We start from the raw sequence: 17688 nt of genomic DNA on the forward strand, positions 1-17688 counted from the left end.
GAATACAGGAAGGTGGGGGCCTTGCCTGCGGAACCCGGGGATGGGAAGGAACCTTTCTTTCATTCCTCCTCCCTCCAGAGCTCCGGGCAGATACAGCCGTGATGAACCCGATGGAAACCGAATGGATTTCCTGCATGGGGGATTGTCTATGCCGGGAGAGAGACGTCCCGGACCTGCATACGGGGGTATGTCGGGCAATTTAAATATCTCTATCAACAACTAAAGGATACCATAAAAAATGTAATTGGTGCTATATAATATTATTATAGGAGTTATGGACAAATCGAAAGAGATGGGCAATTACTGTACCATCTTTACTATACTATCTAAAAATGTAGTATAAATGTGGTATATTGGAAGAAAAGAAGTCAGGCGGAAATCCGCCGGAAGGAGGAATTATGTACCGCGTGCTTTTTGTCTGCCACGGCAATATCTGCCGTTCGCCGATGGCGGAATTCATCATGAAGGATCTGGTGGAGAAGGCAGGACTTTCTCAGGAAATCTTCGTTTCTTCGGCTGCCATGACGTCGGAGGAAATCGGCAATGACATGTACCCGCCGGCCAAACGAATGCTGACAGCGATGGGCGTGCCCTTCGAGAAAAGGAAAGCCCGCCGTATGACGAAGGCGGATTATGAGGAAAATGATGTCATCATCGGGATGGATGAGGAGAACTGGCGCCACCTGCTCCTTCTGACGGGCGGCAGGAAGGAAAAGCTGCACCTCCTGATGGATTACACGGACAGGCCGGGCGAGGTTGCCGATCCCTGGTACACAGGAGATTTCAAGGAAACGTACCGGGATATTCTGGACGGATGCAGGGGACTCCTTGCTGCTATTCGAAAAGATGAAGGAATGTAGAATTTCATAAGTTTTTCTTATAGAAAGATGGCCGGATTTGAATTGATTCGGCTGTCTTTTCTTTTTATACTTAAGGTAGGAAAGAATGCATTTGTTACGGCATCTGGAATGCCGGTAAGGGGGGAATAGACATGAAAGCAGGAGTATTTGTAGAACCAGGACGTGTCGAGGTCAATAATGAAGTGCCGATCCCGAAGGTAGAAGGCGAGAATGAAGCCGTGATCCGCGTGCTGCGCGCATGCGTCTGCGGTTCGGACCTCTGGTGGTTCCGCGGCATCAATCCGCGTCCGCATGGAAGCTTCACTGGCCATGAAGCCATCGGCGTCGTCGAAGAAGTCGGAAGCGCTGTCACGACGGTCAAGAAGGGCGATTTCGTCATCGCTCCTTTTACCCACGGCTGTGGCTGGTGCGCTGCGTGTCAGGCCGGCTTTGATGGCAACTGCCTGAACGCCCCGCAGGAAATGAATGCAGGGTATCAGGCAGAATATGTCCGCTTCAAGAATGCGGGCTGGGCCCTGATCAAAGTACCGGGCGAAGCTTCGGATTACACCGATGCCGATCTCAATTCCTTCCTGACACTGGCCGATGTCATGGCGACCGGCTACCATGCCGCCGCTTCGGCTGAAGTGAAGGAAGGGGATACCGTCGTCGTCATGGGTGACGGCGCTGTCGGCCTCTGCGGCGTCATTGCCGCCAGAATGCGCGGCGCCAAGCGCATCATTGCCATGAGCCGCCACATCGACCGCCAGGAACTCGCCCTTGAATTCGGCGCAACAGACATCGTCGCAGAAAGAGGCGATGAAGCTGTCGCCAAAGTCATGGCGATGACCCACGGCTCCGGCGTCGATGCAGCCCTTGAATGCGTAGGCACACAGCTCTCGCTTGATACGGCAGCCAAAGTATGCCGCCCGGGCGCCATCGTAGGACGCGTAGGCGTACCGCATGGAGAAGACGTCGATACCTCCATCCTATTCTGGAAGAACGTAGGATTAAGAGGCGGCGTTGCACCGGTTACGACCTATGTAAGAAACATCCTTCTCCCGGCCGTCCTGAACGGCACCATCCATCCTGGAAAAGTCTTCACCAAGAGATTCACCCTCGATGAAATCCAGGAAGCTTACGATGCCATGGACAGAAGAGAAGCCATCAAATCCCTCCTCGTCATCCATGATGCATAAGGGATGAAGGAAATGAAGGAATAAGGCAAATGAAAAAGGACTGCAGAATGAGCAATCATTCCCGCAGTCCTTTTCTATTTCTTATTCATCTTCATCATCTTCGAATTTGCTCTGCCAGAGCATTTCGTTGTACTTGTTCTGATAGAATTCCGCTTCTTTCTTTTCGCGCCAGAAGGAGCGGTCGTCGCAGATGGCGACCATTTCGTCTGCGATTTCTTCCATGCTCGGCATATCGGCATGGGTGAGGTAGTGGAGCATTTTTCCCATGGCGCGTTCGGTGCCAAGGCCGGCGGCGAGGGCGGTGCCGAATTCGGGCGGGTAGCCCATGGCGCTGACTTCCTTTTCTATTTTCGCGCGAAGGCGCTGTCTTTCTTCGTTATCTATGAAATGTGGTTCCATGAGGCCTCCTTGTTTCCCTTATCTTATAGGAAGAGGGCAGATTTGACAATAGATGCATAGATGCTCCCTTATGGTGTAAAATAGTAGGAAGAGGTCGCAGCATGCGGCTGAAAGAATGGGGGGATACCAAGATGGAAGATGTGAAAGATTTGCTGGGCCGGCTTTTGAATCGCGTCGACGGAAGCGGCATTTCCGATGAGGATCTGAACCGCCAGATCAATGCGATTTACAGCATTTACGCCAGCGCTGTCGGATCGGAACAGATCATCGTGCAGGCGAGCCGGTTCAACGCTTTGAAATATATTCATGACGAGAATCCGCGAATCCGGCTGATCGGAATGGAGAGGCTCATACTGGAGAGCCGCGAATACACGCACCAGCCAGCTGACGATGAGATCCCCGCCATCCTGGATAAACTGGAGGACAAGCTGGCAGAAATGCTGGCGCGCCAGGCGGTGGAAAAGCAGCTCGAGGAAAAGATCGCTGACCGCCTTGACGAACGTCATCAGGAATATGTGAATGAGATCCGTCAGGAAATCATTGAAGAAGAAATGGGCGAGGGTGAGTCTCCTGCGAACAGGAAGAAGATGGAAAAGCTCGAGGCGATGGACAAGGTGAAGCTGACTTCCACGGTCATGCAGGTCGTCCGTCCGCAGAGCTTGTCTGAAATCGTGGGGCAGGACCGTGCCGTGAAGGCGCTGGCTTCCCGCATCGCATCCCCGTATCCGCAGCACCTCATCCTTTACGGGCCTCCGGGCGTCGGCAAGACGACGGCGGCAAGGCTGGTCCTGGATGAAGCGAAGAAGCTTCCTTTCACGGCTTTCGGGGAGGATGCGCCATTTGTCGAATGTGACGGCACGACGCTCCGCTGGGACAGCCGGGACATGACGAACCCATTGATCGGTTCTGTCCATGACCCGATCTATCAGGGCGCGCAGAGGGATCTGGCGGATGAAGGCATCCCGGAACCAAAGCCGGGCCTTGTGACGGATGCGCATGGCGGCGTCCTTTTCATTGATGAAATCGGCGAGCTTGATCCGATGATGCTGAATAAACTCCTCAAGGTGCTTGAAGACAAGAGGGTCCATTTCGAATCGGCTTACTATGATGAAGATGCGCCGGGCATCCCGGAATACATCAGGAAACTTTTCAAGGAAGGCGCACCGGCAGATTTCATCCTGATCGGCGCTACGACAAGGGACCCGTCGGAAATCAATCCGGCGATCCGCTCGCGCTGCGCAGAAGTTTTCTTCGACCCGCTCCAGCCGGAGCATGTCATTGAAATCGTCAATCATGCAGCCGAGAAGCTGAAGGTGCACCTGGACGATGGTGTCGCCCGCCTCATCAGCGAGTACACGATGGAAGGCAGAAAGGCTGTGTCCCTTCTGGCGGATGCCTACGGGCTTGCCGTCTATGAAAAGGGGAGCGCCGATGCGCCTGTCATCACGCTCGATCTCATGAAGAAGACCGCGATGGCATCCCGCCTCTCCCCGTGGTATGACAAGGTGGCAAGCGACATTCCGAAGGTCGGCCATATTTACGGCCTTGGCGTTGCAGGGTACTGGGGAAGCACGGTCGAAATCGAAGCGACCGCATTCCCGGCAAGGGAAGAAGGAAAAGGGACGATCCATTTCAATGAAACGGCCGGTTCCATGGCCAAGGATTCTGTCGCAACGGCGGCATCGGTCGTGCGTGAGCTCACGGACAAGGTCCTTTCCGATTACGACCTCCATGTCAATATCGTGGGCGGCGGCAATATAGACGGCCCCTCGGCGGGCAGCGCCATCACGGCGGCGATCATTTCAGCCGTGGAAAAGATACCGCTCCGGCAGGACTATGCTGTGACAGGGGAAATTTCCCTCTCCGGCGAAGTGAAGCCGGTCGGCGGCGTGTATGAGAAAGCATTCGGCGCGCGTCAGGCAGGCATGAAGGGCATCCTCATTCCGGAAGGAAACCGTTCGGACATCGAGGAAGGGCACCTGGGCCTGACCGTCACGCCGGTGAAGAATATCCGGGAAGTACTCGACAAGATGCTTGTCAGGACACCCAAGACGGCAGGCGAGGAGCCTTTGCCGGTATAAGGAGGAATTGGTTTGGCAGATACAAAAAAACGCGGCCAGGGAGACTTTCGGCGTGAACCGAAGCCGGACACGAGCTCGATGATCCTGTCCCGCGTCCCGCCGCAGAATGTGGATGCGGAGAAGTCCGTCCTGGGCGCTATGCTCCTCGACAAGGATGCGATCCTTATGGCAGAGGACAAGCTGACGCCGGAGGATTTCTACCGCGAGGCGGATGCCGTCATTTTCAAGGCGATTCTGAACTTGTCCCACAGGGGCGAGCCGGCGGATATCCTGACGGTCACGGAAGAATTGAAGCGCATGGGGCGCCTCGACGATGTGGGCGGCGTTCTTTACATCAATGAACTCCCCATGAATGTCATTTCCCCGAAGTCCGTCGACCGCCATGCCGATATCGTGGCAGGCAAGGCCAAGCTGCGCCGCCTGATCGATGCGGCCGGCATCATTGCCGAAGAAGCGTATTCCGAGCAGGATACGGTCGAAGACATCACGGACAATGCGGAAAAGTCCATCCTCGAAGTCACGAGGGATGAGAGAAAGAGCGACTTCACGCCGATCGGTGAAGCCGTGCAGAACGAGCTGGAAGAAATTTCCAGGAAGTTCCGCAATAAGGAAACAATCACAGGCATTGCGACGGGCTTCCCGTCCCTGGATGCCCTGACGAGCGGTTTCCAGAAGGGCGACTTCATCATCGTCGCTGCCCGCCCGTCCATGGGTAAGACGGCCTTCGTCCTCAATATGGCAAAGAATATGAGTATTTCCTCGGCGCACAAGCATGTCGCCTTCTTCTCTCTGGAAATGTCCCGCGAGCAGCTCGTGCAGAGACTTCTTTGCTCCACGGCCCTGATTGACAGTGCAAAACTCCGTACCGGCCGTATTTCCACACAGAAGGAATGGGACCAGCTCGCCAATGCAGCCAGCGTCCTCATGGATGCGCCGCTGTATATCGACGACACGCCGGGTGTCTCGGTCTCCGAGATCCGCTCCAAGTGCCGCCGCCTCAAGGCTGAGCAGGGGCTCGACATCATCATGATCGACTACCTCCAGCTGATGCAGGCCAAGAGCACCGCAAGAAGCGGGGACAACCGCCAGCAGGAAATTTCCGAGATTTCCCGATCGCTCAAGAGCCTTGCCCGTGAGCTGAATGTCCCTGTCATCGCGCTTTCCCAGCTTTCCCGAAGCGTCGAAGCGCGTCAGGACCACAGGCCGTTCCTCTCCGACCTCCGCGAATCCGGATCCCTGGAACAGGATGCCGATATGGTCAGCTTCCTTTACCGCGAAGCGTACTACAACCGTGAAATCGAGGATGACGACCCGAGAAAGAATGAGACGGAAATCATCCTGGCCAAGAACAGAAACGGCCCGGTCGACACTGTGAAGCTCCACTTCGCCGGCCAGTTCACGCTGTTTTATGAAATCACGAATCAGGAACCGCCGCCCGATATGCAGTGATCCTGACCTTGGAAAGAGGGAAAAACTATGGATTTATTCGGACATGAGGATCCCGAAGACCGCCTGGCAAGGGAAAAGCAGATGTCGTATGCGTCGCATGAGGAAATCAAGCGCGCCATCGAAGCCTGCCATCGCTGCCACCTTCGTGATGAGGGAGGCCTTGGCCCCGTCCTTTCTACAGGCCCGGCCGATGCTCCGCTCATGATCGTCGGGGAAGGCCCGGGGCGTGTGGAAGATGATTACGGCGGACCCCTGATCGGCCCGTCGGGACAGCTCCTCGACAAAGCGCTCGCCTCCGTCGGCATCACACGCGACCATGTCTATGTGACGAATATCGTGAAGTGCCGTCCGCGCGGCAACCGCACGCCGACGATCGAAGAAGGCCATTTCTGCGGATCCATATGGCTTGCTGAAGAAATCCGGCAGGTCAGGCCGAAGGTCATCATCGGCCTTGGCAAAGTCGCCCTCCGTTTCTTTCTGGGAAGAGACGCGGGCATCGTCCGTTCGCGCGGACACTGGATCGACTACCACGGGATACCCGTCATGCCGACCTTCCATCCGGCCTACCTCCTGCGTCAGACCGGCCATGAGCTCGTCGAAGCCAAGTGGCAGGTCTACTACGACCTGAAAGCGGCGAAGGAAAGAGCTGAAGAAGCAGCGCCTGACTGGGTATGGAAGAGTGAAACACCGCCGAACCTTCTTGAGGAACTTGCCGGAGAGCGTGAGAAACGCCACGCGGGAGGGCCTCATTTCTGACAGAAAAATAACGGATGCATTCCTTTGACACAGGGCCGCCTTTGCGGTATCCTGTCAATATGTCGCAAGACATGGAATCCATCCGTTTCTTTATACCCGGGAAGGGTTTTCATAAAAAGGGGAAATTGCATTGCTGAAGAAAATCATTCTGGCCGCATCGATTGCGATCGCGCTCTCGCCCGTCATCGGGATTGAGGCCAAGACTCCGGCATCCAGTAAGGGGAAGCAAGCGCCGGCTCCCATTATTACGATCACATCCAGCGCGCCTGCCGCAGAGACAGTGAAGGCAGCGCCCGAAAAAGAAGCGCCTGTTCAGGTCAAAATCACGCCGGCCAAGGCAGAAACGACCGATAAGGAAGGAAAGAAGAAGCCTGCCTTTGAAGACAAGCGCATAGAAATCAACCTTGCCAGCCGTCTCCTGACTCTCTATCAGGGCGACGTGGGCATCCGCATGTATCCGGTCGCTCCGGGCAAGCCTGACTCTCCGACGCCCGTCGGCAGAAGAAAAGTCGTCGATATGGAAATCAATCCGACATGGATCGATCCTGATCATCCGGAAGTGGAAATCCCATCCGGCCCTGACTGCCCGATCGGCTACCGCTGGATCGGTATCGGCGGCAACTACGGCATCCACGGGACAAATGTCCCCTCTGCCATCGGCACCTATGCTTCCCATGGCTGTGTCCGCCTCAATGAAAAAGACGTCGAAGACCTTTATGCGCACATCGTCAAAGGCATTCCCGTCGACATCATCTACGAACGCGTCGTCATCCATGTGCAGCCGGACAAGACGCTGACCTACTACGTCTATCCCGACGGTTACCACAGAGAACCGCTGACCGTCAAGGACATTGAAAATAAGCTCGCTCCTTACGGCGCCTCTGCTTTCGTGAATGAAGACCAGGTCCGCGAAGCCATCGAATCCTCCGACGGCCAGCCGAACTACGTCGCCAAAGTCTACGACCTTTACGTCAAAGGCACGAAGCTTTCCGACAAGGCCCTCGGCAAAGACGGCGCTGTCTACATCCCCGTCATGCCCGTCGCCAATGCGGCAGGCGTCCGTGCCGAATGGTCCCCGAACTGGCAGCAGGTCAGAACCAAGTACGGAAGAGCACCGGGCATCTCCAAAGGCGGCTCCCTCTACGTCAATGCCAATGAAGCAGCTGCCCTCTTCGGCCTCAAAGGCACCCTCGAAGACAACGGCACCTACGTTATTCAGTAAAATGGCTTCTTGATATTTGCCAGCATTTCCTTTATACTGATGTCAAAAGGTACCTCTGTGCCGTTAGGCGCGTTATTCGCTACGCGTTTTGGCGGAGGTACCTTTTTATTGTATTTTTTTGGTATTTGTTAAAGCAAAAGCATCTCCCCGGCGCGGTTGCTGCACGCTAGTGGAGATGCTTTTTGCAGATGATCTGGATTCTTAGTCGTCCGCTTTCCATGAGTCCGGAAGGAGGCAGCCGACGAGGATGCCCTCTTCGGCCTCAAAGGCACCCTCGAAGACAACGGCACCTACGTCATCCAGTAAAATGGTCTCTTGATATTTGTCACCATTTCCTTTATACTGATTTCAAAAGGTACCTTCCTGCCGTTAAACGCGTTATTCGCTACGCGTTTGGCGAAGGTACCTTTTTATTGTGTTTTTGGGTATTTGTTAAAGCAAAAGCATCTCCTCTGGCACGGCTGCTGCGCGTTTCGAGGAGATGCTTTTTTGCAGATGATCGGGATTTCTAGTCTTCCACTTTCCATGAGTCCGGAAGGAGGCAGCCGACGAGGATGCCCACGACGAGGACGCCGTACTTGATGCCTGAGGGCATGAAGAGGTCGGCGACGGCGTACATCAGGACGACGACGGCGGCGAGTTCCTTTCCTCTGGGGTAGACGCGGTAGCGCTGGAACCAGGAGGAGAAGAGGATGACGTTCGCGATGAGCGTCAGGAAGAGCTGCGCGCCTGTGATGATGACGAGCGTCGTCATCTGCGGCAGCTGGAGCAGATAAGCCGCTGTCATGATGCCGATGGCAATGAGGGCGACGGGGATGAGGAAGAGCATCCTTTTGATGAATGTTTTCCTTCGTATGGTCTTTCTCCAGTCGAATGCGTTCTTCCTGTATGCCGAGAAGGCGAGGATCAGGATGGTAAGGACGTATTCAGCGATGAAAAACAGATTGGCCTGATGAGGTGTCATAGTGTTCCTTTCCCAATAAAACAGGACGGGCTCATTCGCTTGCGAGCTCGTCCTCATCTATAAAGTGCGGCTTCTTGCGGAGCGTCTTGTCCGCATAGCGTGCGATTTCTATGAAATTTCCATCCGGGTCGATGAGGTAGATGCTCTTCATCGGTCCGCGGGCGCCGTTTCTATCGACGATGCCGGTCACAAGCGGTGCATGGCGTTCTTCGAGCTTGCGGAGCACCTCTTCCATCGGGGAATCCGTGATGAGGCAGAGATTGATGATGCCCGTACGCACAGCGCTCGGAGTAAAGTCCGTCAGCCCTTTTTTCAGCGTGATTTCACAGGAACCGAAGTATAGGCAGATTTGCCCGTCTTTTTCATGCGCTTCCATGGAAAGGACATCATGATAAAAGCGGAGACACCGGTCGATGTCCGGTGTGGTCAGTACGATATGGTGATTATCGCGTAGTTTCATGAATTCCCCTCTTTTCTTGTCTCTTTCGGAAATATGGTTATTATTTTAATGACTTTCGTTCAAAAGTGCAAACCGCAATGCACGATACACAATAAAAGAATGTGAAAGAAGAACTCTTCATCCACATTCCTTTATTTTATTCTTATTCTATTATATACGATGAATCAATGATCCGTAAGTCTTACCGGGCCAGCGCGTCCTTGCCGCCTGCGATGCCCGGATGGGTCATTTCATAGGGCGAGAGGATTTTCTGGATGGCGCTTTCAGAGAGGAGCTTCCTTGCAAGGAGAATTTCCCGCACGGGACGTCCTGTCGTGTAAGCTTCCCTCGCTGTCGCGGCGCACTTTTCGTAGCCGATATGCGGGAGGAGCGCTGTGATGACGCCGACGCTGTGGTCGACCCAGCTCTTGCACTGCTCTTCATTCGCCTCGAGGTCCTTCAGCAGTTTCTCAGTGAATGTGGTGACTGCATTCGTGAGGTAGAGGAAGGAGTGGAAAAGGTTGAAGGAAAGGACCGGCTCCATGACGTTCAGCTCGAGCTGCCCGTTTTCGACGGCCAGTGTCAGGGTCAGGTCATTCCCGATGACCTGGTAGCAGGTCTGGTCGAGGACTTCTGCGATGACCGGATTGACTTTGCCAGGCATGATGGAGGAGCCGGGCTGGCGGGCAGGCACCTTCAGTTCATTGAGGCCGCAGCGAGGGCCGGATGCCATGAGGCGGATGTCGTTGGCAATCTTGATGAGGGAAAGGGAAACGACCTTGAGCGCGCCGGAGACATCAGCAAAGCAGTCCGTCGTATTCGTCGTATCGATCAGGTTGTCCGCTGTCTTGAAGGAAAAGCCGGTCAGCTGGGAAAGGATTTCCGGGAAGAGGCGGATGTATTCCGGTTCTGCATTGAGCCCGGTGCCGACGGCGGTGCCTCCCATGTTGAGCGCTTCCAGAGAAGAAAGGGAAAGGGAAATGCGGCGGATTCCGCGGCGGACGGCAACGGCATACGAATCCATTTCCTCGCCAAGGGTGATCGGTACAGCGTCCTGGAGGTGCGTGCGTCCCATCTTGATGACGTCCTTGAATGCTTCTCCCTTTTCATCGAAGCCTCTTGCCATGGAAGAAAGCGCATCCATCAGGCGGTATGCTTTCCTGACGAGGCAGACTTTGATCGAAGTCGGGAAGACGTCGTTCGTCGACTGCGCCATGTTTGCATGGTTGTTCGGTGAAATGATGTCATAGCGGCCCTTCGGATAGCCGAGGAGCTCGAGCGCACGGTTGCAGAGGACTTCATTCATGTTCATATTGACGGATGTGCCGGCGCCGCCCTGGATGGGATCCAAAGGAAACTGGTTGAGCAGTTTTCCTTCGATGATTTCATCCGCTGCGCGTATGATGGCGTCCCCGATTACGGGATCCATCCGTCCTGTCTTCAGATTGGTCAGGCAGGAAGCTTTTTTGACGACAGCCATGGACTGGATGAAATCCGGGTCAAGCTGCGCGCCGGTGATCTGGAAATTTTCCATGGCTCTCATCGTCTGCACGCCGTAATATACCTCATCAGGTACGAGTTTCTCTCCCAGAAAATCATGTTCCTTTCTCATTTTGCAAGCCTCCTGTAAATGAAATAGATAGATTTGATAGAAATGGATAACTTTTCCTTATAGAAAAACAGAGCTTCACATAAGAAAAGGGGGCAGAGCTTCCGCACCAAGCGGACCGCTCTGCCCCACGAAGAAGGGCGTCCGGCACTGCTCTGCCGGACGCCCTTGTCGCTCTTATGTACTTATGGAAATGCTCTAAGGAGTGCTCTCCTATGGAAGTAGTGTACATCTATCCCGGGAGAGTGTCAAGAAAATTTTTGTCAAATTTCTGTAAGGGGAAAGGGAGCAGCTTTTGCTCATTTCCCTGGGGAAAGTATATTTTCCAGGCACGGCAAGAATTGTAAACCTGTTTTCTCATCAGATTCAAAGAATAAAGAGTTAACAATTTATTTTTGAACATTTGCGAGATAGATATAACAGAAAAAGAGGACCCGTCGGGCCCTCCTTGGCTTTTCATGGAGCGGATGAAGGGAGTCGAACCCTCCTGTCCAGCTTGGGAAGCTGGCGTTCTACCGATGAACTACACCCGCATATTCAATTACTAAGTAATCATATCATTTTTTGTGAAAAATTTCCAGTCCCACTCTCCAGGCTGCGATAAAGCTTGAGGAAACCGAAGTTTCCAGGGAATGCATTAAAGCGCTAAAGATTTTCATTAAGTCCCGGGAAATGCAAGAAATCTATATATCGCGAATTCAGAAAAGTGAATACAATTTTACAAAAATTATGAAAATCAATAATAATTCATACTATTTCAAAATATAAACTAACAATAAACTCAAATCTATATAGACAGAAATCTATAAAATTTTTAATATACTAGAGTTTATCGAAGAAGATCTAACATATAGCAATTTTCGATAAAAACTGATATAATGTTTTCGAATAAATCAGTATATTTTTTGTTTATTATTTCAGCAATACGGAGTATTCCTTTTTGATAAATTGACAAGCGGAGAATAGAGAAATGGACAAATTCAAAAGGTTTCGTTCCTTCTTTTACTTGCCGGTCATTATTATCGGCTTGCTCTGCACGATTGTCCTCGACTGGGCTCTCTATGTCCAGGAGGAAAAAAACCTACAGAACTGGATGCAGCAGATCGCGGATGCAGAAATCCTGCGTCTGAACCGCGCCATGGACAGGTATATCAATATTTCAGCGGCCATCGAGGACCATTTGATGGAGAACAAGGGACTTCCTCCCGGGGATTACATGCGTAATCTCTACTTCTACTCGATGAGCCAGTCTTTGCGTGAAATAGAAATCCAGACGGCGCCGGACGGCCAGGTGCGCCCTGTCTATCCGCAAAACGGCAGTGTGCTTTCTGGTTTCAACCTTTTCGGAGAGAGCCAGTTTGCCAAGCGCGCAGCTTATGGAAGAGCGCAGGATGTCGTCGTGATTGAATCCGGCGTTCCTATGGCAGACGGCACGACGGGTATGGCAGTCGTCCGCCCTGTTTTCATGGACAGGACTGCCGATAAATCCTTCTGGGGCTACATTGTGGTAGCAGTCGACCAGGACAAGCTCGTCCACGAGGCGAATATCGACCGTCTCGACCAGATGGGCATCGTCTATACGCTGATGAGAAAAGGCTATGGCGAGTCCGAGTACACTTTGATCGACACGAATCAGAACTCGACGCACAGGGCGATCGATGCATGGAGTACGATCCAGTCCTCCGGCACCGTCGACGGGGACGAATGGCGCCTCATCATGCATCCGACAGGCGGATGGGTGAACTTCTGGCTGCTCTTCATTTCCACATGGGCAGGCCTCATCACCACATTCATCATTGCATGGCTCTGGCAGAGAAACAAGCGTCTTCGCTTCATTGGCGAGACAGATGCGCTGACTGGCGTATTCAACAGAAAGGGCGGCGACCTCGCTGTCGACAAGTATCTTCGTGCAAACCCGAGAAAATCGGCGATGGTCATTGCTGTCGACGTGGATAATTTCAAAATCATCAACGATGTCTACGGTCATGCGGCAGGGGATCTTGCACTGAAGACCTTCGTCCGCGACATGAAGCGCATCTTCGGCGCGAGCGCGATCATCACGAGAAACGGCGGCGATGAATTCGTCATCTTCTGTCCTTACAATAATAAGGAAGGCGTTTTCAATGATATGCGCCGATTCACGGAAGAACCGCATATCTTTGGTTTCAACGATAAGGAAATCCATTTCACTTCGTCGCTTGGCTGCGCTGCCTACCCTGAACAGGGAAGCAACTACGGCAACCTCTGCATCAAGGCAGACTTTGCCCTCTACGGCGCGAAGATCGACGGCAAGTCCGGCTGGAGGAAGTTTGATTCTTCCCTGACGGAACTCCGCCACCGTTTCCAGTTCGGCTTCAATCTGAGCGATATGGCAAACGGCATGCCTGGTGCCATGATCGTCTACAAGGCAGACAAGAGCGGCAAGCTTCTCTTTGCGAGCCATATGGCCATCGACCTCTTCGGCTGCACGGACTGGGACGATTTCATGAAGTACACAAGGACCGCTGTCTGGAAGCTCATCTATACCGAAGACCTCCAGTACGTCCGCTCGGAAATCAAGAGACAGACGCATCTTGAAAAGAACAAGAACAATATTCACTTCGTCAATCACCGCATCGTCACGAAGGACGGCAGAGTGAGGGAAGTGGAAAGCATCGGGCGCCTGCGCCACAATGCATTCTATGGCAACCTGTACTATGTATTCCTCTATGACCGCGAGCAGAAGCTTGAAAATCTGAGCTCGGACAAGCACCCCTGCAAAAACAAGCATGTGGGAATGAAGCAGGACGAGAAGAAAGACGATAAGTAGATCATAATAAAAGAACTGTGAAAGATGGGATGACCATTTCTCGCAGTTCTTTTTTATTTCCCTGCAAATCGGCAAGGCTCTGTTTCTTACGATTTCCTCATGTCATGGTAAAATAATAAAAAAGGAGGCATTATGGAAACGAAATATTATGATATCGGTTTGAACCTGTTCACACGTTCCTTCCCGGACCCGGAGAAGATCATACGGAATGCGGAGGAAGCCGGGGTGCGCTGCATCCTGACCGGCTCGGAAGCGCGTGAGAATGAGCTGGTGGCAGATTTTGTGAAGCATCATGACGTATGGGGCACGGCGGGCATCCATCCGCACAGCGCCGATACGGCGAAGGAAGAAGATGTCGAGCGTGTCAGAGAGCTTGTCATGACGAATCCGAAAATCGTGGCTGTCGGGGAGACGGGCCTTGATTACGATCATATGTATTCGAAGAAGGAGAACCAGATCCATTTCTTCAAGGAGCTTCTGGATGTGGCAGAGGAAACGGGAAAGCCGCTCTTCCTTCACGAAAGGGATGCAGCAGATGATTTCATCGCCTGCTTCAAGGGCCATGAGGATCTCTGCCAGCGTGCGATCGTCCACTGCTATACGGGGGACAAGAAGACGCTCGAGCGGTTTCTCGATATGGGCTTCTACATCGGCATCACGGGATGGATTTGCGATGAAAGGCGCGGGGAGGCTCTGCAGGACGCTGTTTCCATCCTGCCGCTGGACCGCGTGATGATCGAGACGGATGCGCCGTACCTGACGCCGAGGGGCTACCACCTTCCAAGGACGAACGTGCCGCAGAATATTACCTACGTGGCAGAAACGCTTGCCAGGTACATGCAGGTGCGTCTCGATCCGCTCCTCGAAGCAGCCAAAAAGAACACAGAAGACTTCTTCCACATCAAGAGCTGAGGGTCTCAAAAAAGACTCTCAAGTTTCACATGAGACACTATTGACTCATTTCAATGTGTATGATATGATTGTCTCATCTAAGACCGAAGTGTCTTATTTGATACAGCATAGTTGCAAATGAGAGAGGTGTTTTATGGAAACGGGGACCAGAGAAAACGAATTGAAGAAGCTGGCTTCCGCGCTCTGTACGAAACCGGGAGGCTCCGCCAGGGATCTGGCTGCGGCAGCCGGGATCAGCAAAGCGACATTCTACAGGGTGTATTCATCCAAAGACCATTTAGAAGAAATCCTGACGGAAAGGGCTGAAGAGGTCGTCGAAGGCCTTTTTGCCATTACGGAGAAGGATATCACGAGCCGCGATGCGCTTTCGGAAATGATGCGCTGGTGCTGCGACAACCGCGAGTACCTGATGTTCCTCTGCCGCTCGGCTCTTCTTGGCGACAGCTGCGTGGACACATGCCGCTGTGCGTATGACGACAGGATGAGAGCATTTTTCCTGAAGGGCCAGCAGCGCGGAGAATTCCGCGTCGATGTGCCGGCCGCTGTGATGGCGGAAATTTTCGGCGGCGAGATGGCCGCTTTGTTTGAAGCAGAAAGCCGGGGCCGGATTGCTTCGGCGATGATGGCGGATTATTGGGAGACAATATTCCTGTCCGGTGTGGAAGGTAAAGGAAAGAAGGAAAGCCATGAATAATATGAATGAGGTGAAATCACCGAAGAAACCAGTCCTGATGTACTACGTCATCATCTTTCTTCTGGTGATTCTGTTCAACTCCGCGGTCATGCCTGCATGGCGTGAACAGCAGGTGAAGGAAGTCGACTACTCGACATTCATGAACCTGACGGATGAGAAGAAGATCGATAAGGTCGAAGTGGATGAGGACCAGATCCTCTTTACGGAAAAGGGCGACACGAAGCAGACTTACAAGACAGCTCTCATGAATGACCCGCAGCTCGTCAGCCGTCTGCACGATTCCGGCGTCACATTCACCGGACAGATCGTGGACAAGATGAACCCGATCCTTTCCATCCTGCTCAGCTGGGTACTCCCGATCCTGATTTTCTTCTGGATCGGCCAGTACATGAATAAGCGTCTCATGAAGAACATGGGAGGCGGACCGGGAGCCATGCAGTTCGGCCTCGGCAAATCCAATGCGAAGATCTTCGTCAAGCCGACAGACGGCATCCGCTTTGCTGATGTAGCCGGTGAAGATGAAGCGAAGGAAGGATTGAAGGAAGTTGTTGAATACCTCCACAATCCGACCAAGTACAAGGAAATCGGCGCAAAGATGCCGAAGGGCATCCTCCTCGTCGGACCGCCAGGCACAGGCAAGACCATGCTGGCCAAGGCAGTCGCAGGGGAATCGAACGTACCGTTCTTCTCCATTTCCGGTTCTGAATTCGTAGAAATGTTCGTCGGCATGGGCGCAGCCAAGGTCAGAGACCTCTTCAAGCAGGCGAAGGAGAAAGCACCATGCATCGTATTCATTGATGAAATCGATGCCATCGGCCAGAAGAGAGGCGCGACCTCCATCGGCGGCAATGATGAACGTGAACAGACGCTGAACCAGCTCCTGACCGAGATGGACGGCTTCGAAGAAGACACAGGCGTCATCATTCTGGCGGCAACAAACCGTCCGGAATCTCTCGATCCCGCACTGACCCGTCCGGGCCGTTTCGACCGTCAGGTGCCGGTCGTTCTCCCAGACCTTCAGGGCCGTGTGGAAATCCTCAAGGTCCATGCAGCAAAGATCAAGACAGCTCCGAATATTGATTACAACAAAGTAGCACGCATGGCTTCCGGTGCCTCCGGCGCTGAGCTTGCGAACATCGTGAACGAAGCAGCCCTCCGTGCTGTCCGCGACCACAGAAAAGTCGCAACGCAGGAAGACATGGAAGAATCCATCGAAGTCGTCATTGCAGGCTACCAGAAGAAGCATGCGATCCTGACAGACAAGGAAAAATGCGTCGTTTCCTACCATGAAATCGGCCACGCTCTCGTGGCTGCCATGCAGACACATTCCGCTCCTGTCCAGAAGATCACGATCATTCCTCGTACGAGCGGCGCTCTCGGCTACACGATGCAGGTCGAAGAAGGCAACCATTACCTCATGAGCAAGGAAGAAATGGAAAACCAGATCGCTACCCTGACCGGCGGCCGCGCAGCTGAAGAAGTCGTATTCCATACATCCACAAGCGGCGCTTCCAACGATATCGAAAAGGCCACCCGCCTTGCCAGAGCCATGATCACACGCTTCGGTATGAGTGATGAATTCGGCATGGTCGCTATGGAAACCGTCACGAACCAGTACCTCGGCGGAGACACGACACTCGCATGCTCGCCTGAAACCCAGGCAAGAATCGACAAAGCCGTATCTGCCCTCATTAAGAAGCAGTATGAAAAGGCTGTCCAGATTCTGGAAAACAACAGAAGAACACTCGACGCTCTTGCGAAATTCCTGTATGAAAAGGAAACCATCACTGGCGAACAGTTCATGGGTATCGTAGAAGAACAGAGAAAAGCATCTGAAGGAAATGGCAGTGCGCCATCCGCTCCTTCCGCTCCGTCTGCTCCATCTGCTCCGGCAGCCCCGTCCGCTGAAGCTCCCAAAGAGGATACTCCGGCACCGGGTGCTCCCCAGCCAGTCAAGAACGTGCCGCCCCTTAATTTGGAGAGGTAACGAAGCTGATTAAACGATAAATAGAAGAGGCTGTGGCAAAATGTACAATCATTTTGCCACAGCCCTTTTTTATTGGATGATTTCATTAGGGGATTGCATAACAAAGATATACATTTGGATTATCTGAAAACCATGCAACCAAGGCTTTGCCTTGAAGAAATGAACCTCCTCAGACGGCTCCGCCGCCAGCTCCTTTTACGGGGCGAGCTCTGACACCCTTAAACCTCGCTGCGCTCGAGGAAGAGCAATCAGTATTTATCTGGATTTTGCCACCTCCTCTTTTTTTCATGGAAATTTTGTAGAATAATTTCTATTTCCTTCTATGGAAG

At 53.0% G+C, this 17688-nt stretch carries 14 protein-coding genes and 1 tRNA gene; 10 read left to right on the forward strand and 5 right to left on the reverse strand.

All coding sequences use genetic code 11. The features are described from left to right. Window positions 1-398 precede the first annotated feature (398 nt). Together OIM03_02825 and OIM03_02830 are read left to right on the forward strand one after the other, a co-directional pair. Window positions 399-860, forward strand: coding sequence for a low molecular weight phosphotyrosine protein phosphatase (locus tag OIM03_02825; GenBank protein HJI73208.1), 462 nt, complete (start codon window positions 399-401; stop codon window positions 858-860). Between the two features lie 131 nt (window positions 861-991). Next, window positions 992-2038 carry a zinc-dependent alcohol dehydrogenase family protein gene (locus OIM03_02830; protein ID HJI73209.1) on the forward strand — a complete coding sequence of 349 codons (1047 nt, stop codon included), beginning with the start codon at window positions 992-994 and terminating at the stop codon, window positions 2036-2038. A gap of 81 nt (window positions 2039-2119) precedes the next feature. On the opposite strand, the gene OIM03_02835 is transcribed toward OIM03_02830, so the two are convergent. After that, window positions 2120-2437 (reverse strand): hypothetical protein, encoded by a 318-nt coding sequence (locus tag OIM03_02835; protein ID HJI73210.1) that lies wholly within the window; start codon window positions 2435-2437, stop codon window positions 2120-2122. Window positions 2438-2538: 101 nt separating this feature from the next. Between OIM03_02835 and lonC the strand changes: the two genes are divergently transcribed. The 4 genes from lonC to OIM03_02855 all read left to right on the forward strand — a co-directional run bounded on the left by lonC (window position 2539) and on the right by OIM03_02855 (window position 7945). Further along, window positions 2539-4518, forward strand: coding sequence for a Lon family ATP-dependent protease (lonC, locus tag OIM03_02840; GenBank protein ID HJI73211.1), 1980 nt, complete (start codon window positions 2539-2541; stop codon window positions 4516-4518). A 12-nt stretch (window positions 4519-4530) separates the two neighbouring features. Further along, window positions 4531-5967 (forward strand): replicative DNA helicase, encoded by a 1437-nt coding sequence (dnaB, locus tag OIM03_02845; GenBank protein ID HJI73212.1) that lies wholly within the window; start codon window positions 4531-4533, stop codon window positions 5965-5967. 27 nt (window positions 5968-5994) lie between these two features. Continuing rightward, window positions 5995-6723, forward strand: coding sequence for a uracil-DNA glycosylase (locus tag OIM03_02850; protein ID HJI73213.1), 729 nt, complete (start codon window positions 5995-5997; stop codon window positions 6721-6723). A gap of 130 nt (window positions 6724-6853) precedes the next feature. Then, window positions 6854-7945 (forward strand): L,D-transpeptidase, encoded by a 1092-nt coding sequence (locus tag OIM03_02855; GenBank protein HJI73214.1) that lies wholly within the window; start codon window positions 6854-6856, stop codon window positions 7943-7945. A gap of 508 nt (window positions 7946-8453) precedes the next feature. Here the strand turns inward: OIM03_02855 and OIM03_02860 are convergent. The 4 genes from OIM03_02860 to OIM03_02875 all read right to left on the reverse strand — a co-directional run bounded on the left by OIM03_02860 (window position 8454) and on the right by OIM03_02875 (window position 11490). After that, window positions 8454-8909 carry a hypothetical protein gene (locus OIM03_02860; GenBank protein ID HJI73215.1) on the reverse strand — a complete coding sequence of 152 codons (456 nt, stop codon included), beginning with the start codon at window positions 8907-8909 and terminating at the stop codon, window positions 8454-8456. Window positions 8910-8940: 31 nt separating this feature from the next. Further along, a complete protein-coding gene (locus OIM03_02865; protein ID HJI73216.1) occupies window positions 8941-9369 on the reverse strand; it encodes a VOC family protein in 429 nt (142 codons plus the stop codon). A 181-nt stretch (window positions 9370-9550) separates the two neighbouring features. Continuing rightward, on the reverse strand, window positions 9551-10960 hold the full coding sequence (locus OIM03_02870; GenBank protein HJI73217.1) for an aspartate ammonia-lyase: 1410 nt from the start codon (window positions 10958-10960) through the stop codon (window positions 9551-9553). Between the two features lie 456 nt (window positions 10961-11416). Further along, window positions 11417-11490, reverse strand: a tRNA-Gly gene (locus tag OIM03_02875). Window positions 11491-11927: 437 nt separating this feature from the next. On the opposite strand from OIM03_02875, the gene OIM03_02880 reads away from it, so the two are divergent. From OIM03_02880 to ftsH, 4 genes are all read left to right on the forward strand, one after another. Further along, on the forward strand, window positions 11928-13766 hold the full coding sequence (locus tag OIM03_02880) for a diguanylate cyclase (GenBank protein HJI73218.1): 1839 nt from the start codon (window positions 11928-11930) through the stop codon (window positions 13764-13766). Between the two features lie 132 nt (window positions 13767-13898). Beyond that, on the forward strand, window positions 13899-14678 hold the full coding sequence (locus tag OIM03_02885) for a TatD family hydrolase (GenBank protein HJI73219.1): 780 nt from the start codon (window positions 13899-13901) through the stop codon (window positions 14676-14678). Between the two features lie 133 nt (window positions 14679-14811). After that, complete coding sequence (locus OIM03_02890) at window positions 14812-15372, forward strand: TetR/AcrR family transcriptional regulator (GenBank protein HJI73220.1); 561 nt, start codon at window positions 14812-14814, stop codon at window positions 15370-15372. Next, window positions 15365-17359 (forward strand): ATP-dependent zinc metalloprotease FtsH, encoded by a 1995-nt coding sequence (ftsH, locus tag OIM03_02895; GenBank protein HJI73221.1) that lies wholly within the window; start codon window positions 15365-15367, stop codon window positions 17357-17359. The genes OIM03_02890 and ftsH overlap by 8 nt, the downstream gene beginning before the upstream one ends. The last annotated feature ends 329 nt before the right edge of the window (window positions 17360-17688 follow it).

Source organism: Veillonellaceae bacterium (genome assembly GCA_025992895.1).
In the GTDB taxonomy this organism is placed as follows: domain Bacteria; phylum Bacillota; class Negativicutes; order Veillonellales; family Dialisteraceae; genus Dialister.

Excerpts from the sequence above, each read along its gene's own strand:
- OIM03_02825 (HJI73208.1), top strand. The coding sequence starts at position 399 with ATGTACCGCGTGCTTTTTGTCTGCCACGGCAATATCTGCCGTTCGCCG.
- OIM03_02830 (HJI73209.1), top strand. The coding sequence starts at position 992 with ATGAAAGCAGGAGTATTTGTAGAACCAGGACGTGTCGAGGTCAATAAT.
- OIM03_02835 (HJI73210.1), bottom strand. The coding sequence starts at position 2,437 with ATGGAACCACATTTCATAGATAACGAAGAAAGACAGCGCCTTCGCGCG.
- lonC (HJI73211.1), top strand. The coding sequence starts at position 2,539 with ATGCGGCTGAAAGAATGGGGGGATACCAAGATGGAAGATGTGAAAGAT.
- OIM03_02850 (HJI73213.1), top strand. The coding sequence starts at position 5,995 with ATGGATTTATTCGGACATGAGGATCCCGAAGACCGCCTGGCAAGGGAA.
- OIM03_02860 (HJI73215.1), bottom strand. The coding sequence starts at position 8,909 with ATGACACCTCATCAGGCCAATCTGTTTTTCATCGCTGAATACGTCCTT.
- OIM03_02865 (HJI73216.1), bottom strand. The coding sequence starts at position 9,369 with ATGAAACTACGCGATAATCACCATATCGTACTGACCACACCGGACATC.
- OIM03_02870 (HJI73217.1), bottom strand. The coding sequence starts at position 10,960 with ATGAGAAAGGAACATGATTTTCTGGGAGAGAAACTCGTACCTGATGAG.
- OIM03_02880 (HJI73218.1), top strand. The coding sequence starts at position 11,928 with ATGGACAAATTCAAAAGGTTTCGTTCCTTCTTTTACTTGCCGGTCATT.
- OIM03_02885 (HJI73219.1), top strand. The coding sequence starts at position 13,899 with ATGGAAACGAAATATTATGATATCGGTTTGAACCTGTTCACACGTTCC.
- OIM03_02890 (HJI73220.1), top strand. The coding sequence starts at position 14,812 with ATGGAAACGGGGACCAGAGAAAACGAATTGAAGAAGCTGGCTTCCGCG.
- ftsH (HJI73221.1), top strand. The coding sequence starts at position 15,365 with ATGAATAATATGAATGAGGTGAAATCACCGAAGAAACCAGTCCTGATG.